Origin of the sequence: Pelagibaculum spongiae (assembly GCF_003097315.1) — a bacterium.
Taxonomy (GTDB): Bacteria; Pseudomonadota; Gammaproteobacteria; order Enterobacterales; family Pelagibaculaceae; genus Pelagibaculum; species Pelagibaculum spongiae.
In genome coordinates, this window is sequence record NZ_QDDL01000004.1 from 191,661 (window position 1) to 202,948 (window position 11,288).

2 protein-coding genes are annotated in these 11,288 nt (G+C 44.3%); both read left to right on the forward strand.

Features of this window, described 5'->3' with window-relative positions; genetic code table 11:
- Positions 1–998 precede the first annotated feature (998 nt).
- Positions 999–4,499, forward strand: a complete 3,501-nt coding sequence (locus DC094_RS11610) for a non-ribosomal peptide synthetase (protein WP_116687283.1) — start codon at positions 999–1,001, stop codon at positions 4,497–4,499.
- Positions 4,496–11,284 (forward strand): non-ribosomal peptide synthetase, encoded by a 6,789-nt coding sequence (locus DC094_RS11615; protein WP_116687284.1) that lies wholly within the window; start codon positions 4,496–4,498, stop codon positions 11,282–11,284. The genes DC094_RS11610 and DC094_RS11615 overlap by 4 nt, the downstream gene beginning before the upstream one ends.
- The last annotated feature ends 4 nt before the right edge of the window (positions 11,285–11,288 follow it).

The following is an 11,288-nucleotide window of genomic DNA, read 5'->3' on the forward strand; positions in this document are numbered from 1 at the left end:
TTGTCTTTGCAGACATTTTGGTGGACATTATTTTGATGCATAATCGCCATAAGGCATTTTTTGGGGTGCAAAGAAAAAAGTTTGGCTGGCAGGGTTTTATTAAAGTTCAAGCGACGTGCCCGAGAGCAATATAAATATAAAGAACAAAAGAAAGGGTTAGACCCCACCTAAGCCCACCCTGTTAATTTCCTAACGACCCACTGAAGATATTTTGATGCGAGCGCCAGCTGGTAGGCATTGCTGTGCCAGCTATTCAATGGTTTTTGCTTAAAAACCGTCGAGTAGACGATTGTTTTGTCTATGCAGACGTTTTAGTGGACATTATTTTGATGCATAATCGCTATAAAATGTTTTTTGAGGTTCAGAGAAAAAACTTTGGCTGGCAATAGTTAACTGCGATATATTGAAGTTTAAGCGGCGTGCCAGAGCGCAATACAAAGAACAAAAGAAAAGGTTAGATCCCACCTAAAGCCATCCTGTTAATTTCCTAACGACCCATTGAAGATATTTTGATGCGAGCGCCAGCTGGTAGGCATTACTACGCCAGCTATCCAATAATGTTTGCTGAAAAACCGTCGAATGAACACTTGTTTTGTCTATGCAGACGTTTTAGTGGACATTATTTTGATGCATAATCGCTATAAAATGTTTTTTGTGGTTCAGAGAAAAAACTTTGGCTGGCAATAGTTAACTGCGATAATTAACTTAATGATCCAAGAAAATTTTTTCATTGAAGTGATCCTGATGTGATTCAAGAGCCTAAATTGGCACACCCAAATATCTCCTCCAAATAATATATTGCAAAAGAATATCTAAGGCGAGTTACTTTAAGTAACCAGTTTTTTTTCAAAAAGAGCAAAATATCGCTGCCAGTTGAGTAAACAGGCTGTCAGTGAAATGTTACTATCAAACTCCCGTAGCAAAATAATAAAAATACGGATGGCCAAGGAATTTCTGGCCGAAGCATGCCTGGATAACATAGGCTCGGGAGCAAGCTGTTGAATAATAATAACAATGCTGAGTTTTCAATCGATGAATCTATCGCGCTGTCTCTGGTGCAAACAGATACCTTCCTCGATGCAACTTTAAACCCAACATCACTGAAAAATAGCTCTGGCTATGCGTTGCGATTTGACGGTCAGGCTGACCTTGCCTACTGGCAGGCGGCGCTTGATAGGCTGGTTTCAAGTCAGGCGATATTAGGTGTCAGGCTGGATACTCAATCTGAGCAGCCATTTCTCTCAGTTACTGATACCCACCATTCGCTAGTGTTGATAACGGCTGAGACTAATCAGCCTCAGGAATTGCTAAATTCCCTTATTTATCGCAATTATGATTTGCATTGTGAGCCGATGCTCGGCCATTGGTTAGTGCAAGCACCTGACTGTTATCATTTGGTGATTACTGCACATCATTTATTGCTCGATGGGCCTTCTTTAGGAATTCATGCGCGGCTATTAATTCAAGCAGCTAATCAGCCGGATGATTTACCGAAAATCTCTACGCTAGCTATGCCGCAAGGGAACTTTAATTCCCATGAGACGCTGGCGTTCTGGAAATCTGAGCTTGCTCAAGTTGAGCCGCTGCACATTTCCAATCCAGCGTTCAGTCAGACGGCTACTTTATTGAATAACCCTGCAAACACCCAAGTTAGCGCGGTTGCCACTAATGCATCTGAACCGTTGCATTTGAAGGCGGGCCAGAGAATTTGTGAGCAATTACCTTTTGATGCTGTAGCTTGGCAGCAAGTTAAAGATTATTGTCGCAGCAAAAAAATAACCCCAGCATTTTATTTTAAATGTCTATTTGGGCTGTTGATTCAATATCACCAGCAAGCAGAGCAAGACTTTGCGATCACCGAAATCCATGATGGGCGTGATCAGCATAATCGCAATGATCTGGGGTGTTTTACTCGCCAACAGCCGTTTTTGTTTCAGGCATCGCAAATCACTGCAGAATCGAGTTTTTCTGATTGGTTGCTAGCTGCCAGAATCCATCAAAAGCGAGCTAAGCCTTTTTTAAAATTATCACCGTCGGCCATTACGCATTTACCGATGGCTAGCGACACTTTGTTTGCATTTAATTTTAATAATTTTGTGCCGGTAATGAGTCATCAGGGGCAATCTGTTGCAGTCACTATTTTTACGCCGCAAATGCCAAATCTGGTGCAGGGATATGTACACACTGCAGAAACAACCGGCCGCTTTGAATTAATTTACAATTCACAACAATTTAGTTCCAACCATTTTGTCGAGCGAATGGCCTTGATTCACCAGCAGATTGTCTCTGGTGTTGAGCGATTAGATAAGCTGAATTGGTTGTTAGCAGATGAAGTTGATTCGTTAGATGCCAGCTGGCAAGCAAACTTTTCGGCTGATGATTGCCTGATTGAGCGTTTCTATCAAACAGCAGAAAAATTCCCCAACCATATCGCGCTAACCGATAGCAGTGGTTCCACTTGTTCTGAGCTGACCTATTCTCAATTGATAATACAGGTTAATCAGTTGGCGCAGGCATTGCGGTTCAACCTTGATTGCGGCCATTTTGATCACAATCAGCTTGATAATCGCGCTTCATCTAGCGATCAATTAATTGGCTTATGTGTCAATCGTGGCTCGCAACAAATAATTGCTATGCTAGCCATATTAAAAGCAGGTTATGGTTATGTGCCGCTTGATCCGCAATCTCCATTGCAGCGAATTGAATTGATTGCTGAAGATGCAGATCTACAGTTGTTGCTTACCGACCAACCATTAACATTGAAAACTGCTTGCCGCCAGCTGACATTAGATCAGTGCTTACAACAACCTGTTTCTGAAATAGAAAAAAAACAGCCAAGCCCTCAGCTGAAACCCAATCCGCAATCAATTGCTTATGTGATCTACACCTCAGGTACCACCGGTAAGCCTAAAGGTGTGCCGATCTCGCATTCCGCTGTGATGTCGTTATTTGATGCCAGTGAAGGCTTATTTAGTTTTAGCGATAAAGATTGCTGGAGCCAGTTTCACTCGATAGCGTTTGATTTTTCTATTTGGGAAATTTGGGGCGCTTTTTTATATGGCGGAAAATTAGCCTTAGTCCCTGAAGACGCGAGGCAAAATCCGCAGCTGTTTGCTGACTGGTTGATTGAAAGTCAGGTGACTTGTCTTAGTCAAACGCCAGGTGCATTTAAAAGGGTTGCTAATTGTCTTGTTGAAGGGCAGAAATCAGGCGATTTACGCCATATTCATTTTGGTGGTGAAGCGCTGGAGCTGGATAGTTTAATCGCATGGAATAATGAGTTTGGTTTAGCTACGCCATGTCTGACTAATTTATATGGCATTACCGAAACCACAGTTCATGTGACTTATAAATCAATTTCAGAAGAAGATTTGGCGAGCAATCAAAGTCGAATCGGGCAACCGTTGCCGCATCTATCGGTTAGGCTGCGTGATGCACTTAACCGTAAGGTGGCGCCTGGTATTGTTGGAGAAATCCAAGTGTCGGGAGCCAGCTTGTCTGGCGGCTACCTCAATCGGCCAGAATTGAATCAGCAAAAATTTATCGAAGATTTAGTGAATGGTGGTACAGGCGTAGCCCGTTGGTACCGTAGTGGTGATTTGGCTCGAATGGATGCATTGAAAAGTGAGCAAGCTGATTATCAATTAACCTATCTTGGACGCTCAGATCAGCAGATTAAGCTGCGTGGGTATCGAATTGAAATTGGCGAGATAGTTGCTCAGTTAAGAAACTCTAATTTAGTTGCTGATGCCGCAGTGGTATTAACCGGCAAGGCCGATGCCGCGCAGTTAATTGCCTATGCCGTGGCTGATGGTGAAGTATCTGAAGCCATAGATAATCCGAAACTATCTAATCCGAAACTATCTAATTCTCAACTATCACAGCAAGTTTTAACCTCACTGCAAGCGTCGCTGCCGCTGTACATGTTGCCTGCCCAGATTATCTGGTTAGATCAGTTGCCGCTAACCATTAATGGCAAGCTGGATAAATCAGCACTACCTTCAGCCGTTGATTCATCGAAATCTGCCAAAAGCGATTTTCAGCCAAATGCCGAGTTACCTCAAAGCAGTATTGAAAAATCAATTGCTCGGATTTGGCAAAAAGTACTACAGCGGAAAAATATTAATCTGCAAGATCATTTTTTCCGTCTCGGTGGACATTCATTGCAGGCCGCGCAATCGATTAGCGAGTTGAATGCAAAGTTTGAGCTGACGATGCCGATGACGCTGATATTCAAGTTCCCTTTATTGCAAGACCTAGCATGGGAAGTTGAAAGGGAATTAACCGAAGCTTTTTATCGTGATGATCCCAAGCCGTTTATTTTACAAGCAGCGATTGCCAGAAAAGCCCGGCGAATTGAAAAAGAAAAATTACAAGCGCTGGAAAAAAAGGGTAGGCGGGTTAAATCATCGCTAAGACCAAAACCTGAGCTAACAGCTGAACCGAAAGCACCTGCAGCGGTTCAGTCTGACCAGCAGCGAGAGGTATTTGAACTGTGAGCGCACAACAATTACTAGAAAGCTTGCGTCAGAAAGGGGTCAAGGTCTGGCTGGAAGCTGACAAAATTAAATTGGATGCACCGCAAGGAGCGATTGACGCTGCTTTATTTGAGCAGCTAAAAGCCAATAAAGCACAGCTGACTGATTTGTTACGTGCCGATTCGGCCGCTGAAGTTACAAAGCCTGCGGTTAGCAGAAAAGCCTCCAATCGATCTGCGATGACGATTCAGGTTGGCGATTATCAGCAAGGTTGGCAGTTGTCTCCGCTACAACATCGATTGTGGCTGCATCAGCAAATTAATCCTTCCGATACCAGTTACAACATGCTGGGTGCCTGGGATATTGCCGGGGATTTACAGCCTCAATTAATGCTGCAGGCTTTTGAGCAATTAATTGAGCGGCAACACATTCTCTCTAGTTGTATTCGCGCTCAAGCTAGCCATGGCTTTGCTGAAAAATCGCGGCAACTTTTTAAACTACAGCAAATTGATTTTTCTGCGCTTTCAGAATCAAAGCAACAGTTGAAATGGCAAACGGCGCTACAGCAGCAATCTAATACGCCTTTTGTGTTGGAACAACAATTACCGATTCGTGCGGTATTGGCAAAATTTGCCAATAATCGCTGGAGTTTATCGGTGTGCTTGCATCATGTAGTGGCTGATGGTTGGTCCATTGCCTGCTTAATTGACCAGTTATCTCAGCTTTACAGTCAGCAAACGCTACCTGAATTGCAGTACCAATATTCAGATTATGCTCGCTGGCAGAATGCCCAGTTAGCTGACGCTGCGGCGAACAATTCAGCAGATGACAAAGCATTCTGGTCAAACTACCTGCAAAATATCGAGCCACTTGAATTGCCCTCTGGCCTCAATGCGGCCCAGCAGTCTAGGCAATCTGCAAAAGCAGGTCAGTTAAAGCTCAAGCTAGATCCCATTCAATTGCAGCAGCTCCAGCAGTTTGCTAGTGAACAAGGTACAACACTTTATTTGGCGGCGGTTTCGGTATTTCAAACCCTATTGTATCGCTATAGCGAGCACTCAGATATTACGCTGATCAGCCCGATAACCGATCGACCAGATCCGGCGTTGACCAATTTGATTGGCTGTTTTATCAATACCTTACCGTTTAGATCTAATGTAACAGCAGACCTAACATTTAAGCAGTTGTTGCAGCGTAATCTGAGCTACTTTGAAAATATATTACAGCATCAGCATTTACCGTTTGATCAACTTCAGCAAGCCTTGAATCAACAAGGCTCTAGCTTAGAAAGTGCTGAAAAAGCGATTTGTTTTGTGGTACAGAATGCGCCGAGCAGTCAGCTAACGCTTAACAATCAAAATGGTGCAGCACTAAAACTGACCGCAATCGATATTGCCAATCAGGCGGCTAAGTTTGGTTTAACCCTGCAACTGTTTGTTGATCCACAAGCGCCTTATCTTGAGCTGGAATACCATCCACAGATGCTTTCAGAAATGATGGCCCAGCGGCTGGTCCAGCATTTCAGCCAGTTAATCACTGTGATGGTCGCTGACCCGGATAAACCACTCGGCAAAATTAACTATTTAAATCAAGCTGAGCAAAAGTGGCTATTGGCGCAAGATGGGCCAAAGAATCCGTATCCAGATTGCAGTTTGGTTGAGCGCTTTGAGCGGGCAGCCAAAAAATACCCACAAAATACAGCGCTCACTTTTGAAAACCAGTCATTAAATTACCAAGACCTTTTACTGCAGGTAAATGGCTTGGCGGATTGGTTGCTTGAGCAAAAATTAATTCCAGGCGATCGGGTGGCGCTTTATCTGCCAAGAAGCATTGAATTAGTAATGACCACTTTGGGATTGGCTCGGGCTGGTTTGGTTGCAGTGCCTTTGGATCCGACTTATCCAGTTGCGCGACTACAGCAAATGGCCAACCAAGCTGAAGTAACGGCATTGCTGATTGGTGACCAAGATCTCGAGTTTGCGCCAGAATTACGTCGCATTGAATTACCGCACCATGATTTTGTGCAAACCATACTGGCTCGCGAACAGTCAAAAACCCCATTTCCTGCTGCCGATGATTCGCTGTATATCATGTTCACTTCTGGTTCGACTGGCGTGCCCAAGGGTATCGAAGTCAGTCATCAAAATGTGATGCGACTGGCGTGTAATAATACCTTTGCCAACACTGGTTCAGGTGTCTCGGTGTTGCAATATGCACCGGTGGCATTTGACGCATCGACTTTTGAAATCTGGAATAGCTTACTCAATGGTGCGCGATTGGTTATCGCACCAGCAAAAACATTGTCAGCATCAGAGTTAGGCCAGTTAATTTCCGAGCAAAAAATAGATGTGTTGTGGCTGACGGCGGCATTATTTCATCAGCTGGTGGATCAAAATTCTGAGATTTTCTCTGGCGTTACCCAGCTGTTAACCGGCGGTGATGTGGTGTCGGCTTCACGGGTAAAATCGTTACTGAAAAAATTCCCAAAGCTGATTATTTCTAATGGCTACGGCCCAACAGAAAACACCACTTTTACCACGGTTCATCATTTAAAATCGGCTGAACAAGTCGATACGCCATTACCGATCGGCAAGCCGATTGCTAATACATCGGTTCGGGTATTAGACCCACGTGGAATGCCAGTCGCGATAGGTATTGCTGGAGAATTATGGGCCGGAGGTGGTGGTGTTGCTAAAGGTTATATTAATGCTGCAGATTTAACCGCTAAGGCTTTTGTTTCACAAACCACGTCATCTCAGGCACAGATTTGGTATCGCACGGGTGATTTGGTTAGCTGGCGGGAAGACGGCGTACTTAATTATCATGGCCGAATTGACCAGCAAGTTAAAATTCGTGGTTTTCGAATTGAGCCCGCCGAAATTGAACAGCAAATTAATCGCTTGCCCGGGGTTAAAAACTGCTGCGTTTTACCGGTAAAAGATCCAAGAACTACCTCCGATGAACGAATGCTGGCTTGCTGGTTGGAAACGGAATCTTTTGACGATTTTCAGCCTGAGCAGTGGCGTGAGCAATTAAAGCAAAGCCTTTCTATTCATATGGTGCCGCAAAGCTGGAATCATGTTGAATGTTTACCGATCAATGCCAATGGCAAGTTAGATCGAAAAGCATTGCCTGAGCCACAACTTTCATCGACGGTTGCACCGGCAGCGATTCGGGTAGCGGAAAACGATCAGCAACAGAAAATGTTGCGGATTTGGCAACCGCTGTTGACTAATAATCAGCTAGGCATCGATGATGATTTCTTTTTGTTGGGCGGCCATTCTTTATTGGTCACTCGGTTGGTCTCTGAAATTGCTCGGGTGTTCTCGATTGAATTGCCAATTAATCTGATTTATCGATATCCAACGGTTGCCCAGTTGTGTGATCAGCTGCACCAAGGCAAAGCAGTTGATTTGATTGAAAAGCAAGCAGATACAAAGCTTCAGCCATTATCGATGGCACAAAAGCAATTGTGGTTTTTACAAAAGCTGCAATCTGTTGAAAGTCATGGCCAAGCTTCGAATAATTATAATGTTTTAGCGGCATTAGAATTAACCGGAACAGTTGATCAAGCTGCATTGCAGGCATCACTTGATTGGTTGATTAACCGCCATTCCATATTGCGGGCAACTTTTACTGAAGTAGACCAAGAGCCTTGTCAGAAAATTGGCCAGCAAGTGTCGGCAGATTTCCAATTGCTAGATTTGTCGCAGCAAGCCGATGCTCAAGCTAGCTTGCAACAGTTTTTACAGCGGCTAAGCCAACAGGCTATCGATTTAAATAATCCGGAAAAGCGTTTATTTAATAGTTGGCTGGTTAAATTGTCAGATCAGAAACAGGTATTGGTTTTACTGACTCATCATATTCTGGCGGATGGTTGGAGTATGGGGTTGTTGGTTGAAGAATTGAGTCAAACTTACACTCAATTGCTGCAATTGCCTCGAAACAACCTAAGCCTTGTTCAATCCGAATTAAATACACCGGCACTAGAGTTTGCCGATTTTTCAATTTGGCAGCAGCAATGGTTGGATTCACCGAAAAGCCAGCCCGCGAGAGATTATTGGCTGTCTCAATTACAAGAGGCACCGGTGTTACAGCTGCCATACGATAAAGCCCGTCCTGCGCGCTTATCATCGGCTGGTGCTGACTTCTGGTTCACAATTCCGGCGCAACAAACTACAGCACTGCAGCAATTAGCCAATCAATTGCAGGTAAGTTTGTATAGTTTGTTGTTAACGATTTACCGGGTGCAGTTATATCGCTATAGCCGTCAAACAGACTTTGCAATCGGAACACCTGTTGCTGGGCGTTTGCGACCAGAGCTAGAAAAATTGGTCGGCATGTTTGTTAATAGCCTGCCGATGCGAATGACTGTCGATGCACAGCAATCGTTCCAGAAAATGGCGCAACAGCAGCACCAAATCACCATCGACGCTTGGCAGCACCAGCAGTTACCTTTACAAACGATGGTTGACCAATTGCAGTTGGATCGAAATGCCAGCCAATCGCCGATCTTCCAGGTGATGTTTGCACTGCAAAATTCCACCGATGATTTTGTTGCAGATTTTGCGGGGCTTGATTGCCAAGTATTAAAAGTGCCCAATCCGGTTGCAAAATTTGAGCTGAGTCTGCACCTGCAAAAAAATGCCGATGGTGGTATGGATGGCCGATTTGAATATGCCACTGATTTATTCAAAGCCGAACGAATGGCTCAGTTTTCGGATCATTTCAGTCATTTAATTGCGCAGGTAATTGCACAACCTGAAATATCTTTAAATCAGCTGCAATTGCTTAATTCGTCGCGATTAAGCCAAGTTGCTGAGCACTCTAATCCGGTAAAACGCTATCAGATTGATGATTCTTTATGTCTGGCTGATATTTTCACAGCCAGTGCAGCAAAATTTCCAGAGCATACCGCGCTTACCTTGCCAGGTTTCAAATCACCGCAAGATTCAATGGTTAGCTGGAGTTATTGTCAGTTAGATCAGAAAAGTGGTCAGTTGGCGTCAGCAATACAAGCGCTGGGCGTTCAACCGGGTCAGCCAGTCGCCATATTGCTAGATCGTGGCCTTGATTTACCTTTGGCGATTTTGTCAGTTTTAAAAGCGGGTTGCTGGTATGTGCCGCTAGACCCATCTAGTCCAAAAGATCGAGTTGATTTTATTGTTGAAGATAGTGGTTGTGACTTGTTAATCAGTCATAGCGATTTAACCGCGCAATGGCCCGATCAGAAACAGGTCATCGCACTAGACCAGTTGGAGCTGCCCCAGCAACAATTAAGGCTGTCGATGTCTGCTGATGATACGGCATATATGATTTACACCTCTGGCACGACCGGAAAGCCAAAAGGGGTTAAGGTCAGTCATAGAAATGTGATTCGCTTGTTTATGTCGGCAGCTGAAGATTTTGAATTTTCTGATAAAGACGTTTGGAGCCTATTTCATTCTTGTGCTTTTGATTTCTCGGTTTGGGAAATCTGGGGTGCCTGGTTCCATGGCGGTGAGTTGTTAGTGGTGCCGTGGATTATTTCCCGTGATACCCAAACCTTTAGAACGCTGTTGCAGCAACACAACGTCAGCGTATTAAATCAAACACCTTCAGCATTTGTCCGGTTGATTCAGGAAGATCAAATTGCTGGCGACAAGCTTGAAGCCTTGCGCTATGTAGTGTTTGGTGGCGAAGCATTAGACTGCCGCTCACTAAAACCGTGGACAGACAAGTATTCGCTGCAAACGCCGCAACTGGTCAATATGTATGGCATTACTGAAACCACGGTGCATGTCACTTATTATCCGATTGAACAAAGCAATCTTAATCAGCTGGCCAGCCCAATTGGCCGGCCATTGTCTGACTTAGGTTGTTGGTTGCTAGATTGTGATGGTCAGCCAGTCGATCAGGGCTTGCCGGGTGAGCTGTATGTTTCTGGTAGTGGCGTTACCCAAGGTTATCATCAGCGAGATAGCTTGAATCAGCAGCGATTTATCACCAAAGAATTTGCCGATGGATGTTTGTATCGCAGCGGGGATTTGGTTAAGCGTAACGGGCTAGGCCAGCTTGAATATCTAGGTCGAATTGATGAACAAATTAAGTTACGAGGCTTTCGCATTGAACTGGGTGAAATTCGTAGCCAGATAGAATCGATTGTCGGCATACATCAGGCAGTCGTTAAAGTTATCGGTGAAGGTGATCAGCAGCGTTTGGCTTGCTGGGTAATGCTGATGAATCAGGATATTACTCAACAAGCTATTTGTGATTACCTACTTAAAAACTTGCCTGAATATATGGTGCCATCACTATTTGTTTTAATGGATCAATTGCCATTAACCGCTAATGGAAAAGTTGATAGCAAGGCCTTGCCTGATCCCGATAGCATGGAAGTTTCTACTACCGATCATCAGTTGCCGTTAACTGAAACAGAAATTCGTCTGGCTGAAATATGGTCAGAACTGCTTGATCAAAAAGCAATTGCCCGTGATGGTCATTTCTTTAGATTGGGCGGGCATTCTCTTTTGGCCACTAAAGCGGTCAGCAGAATTCGCGATCGTTTGGCAATAGAGTTATCGTTGGCAGACTTCTTTGATGTACCTGTACTGCAACAACAGGCGCATAAGCTAGACCAATTAATTGCTGCATCTAACATTCAGAACACCGCCCAAGCCGATTCGATCACCAAATTTGAATTAGCTGAGCAAGAATTAAATGATGTGGATGCCCTGCTGGGCGAACTAGGGGAACTTGGTGAGTCAGGAGAACTAGACCAGCAAGCCTTAGAGGCATTGCTAGGCGAAGTCGAACAGCAGGAATAATAAC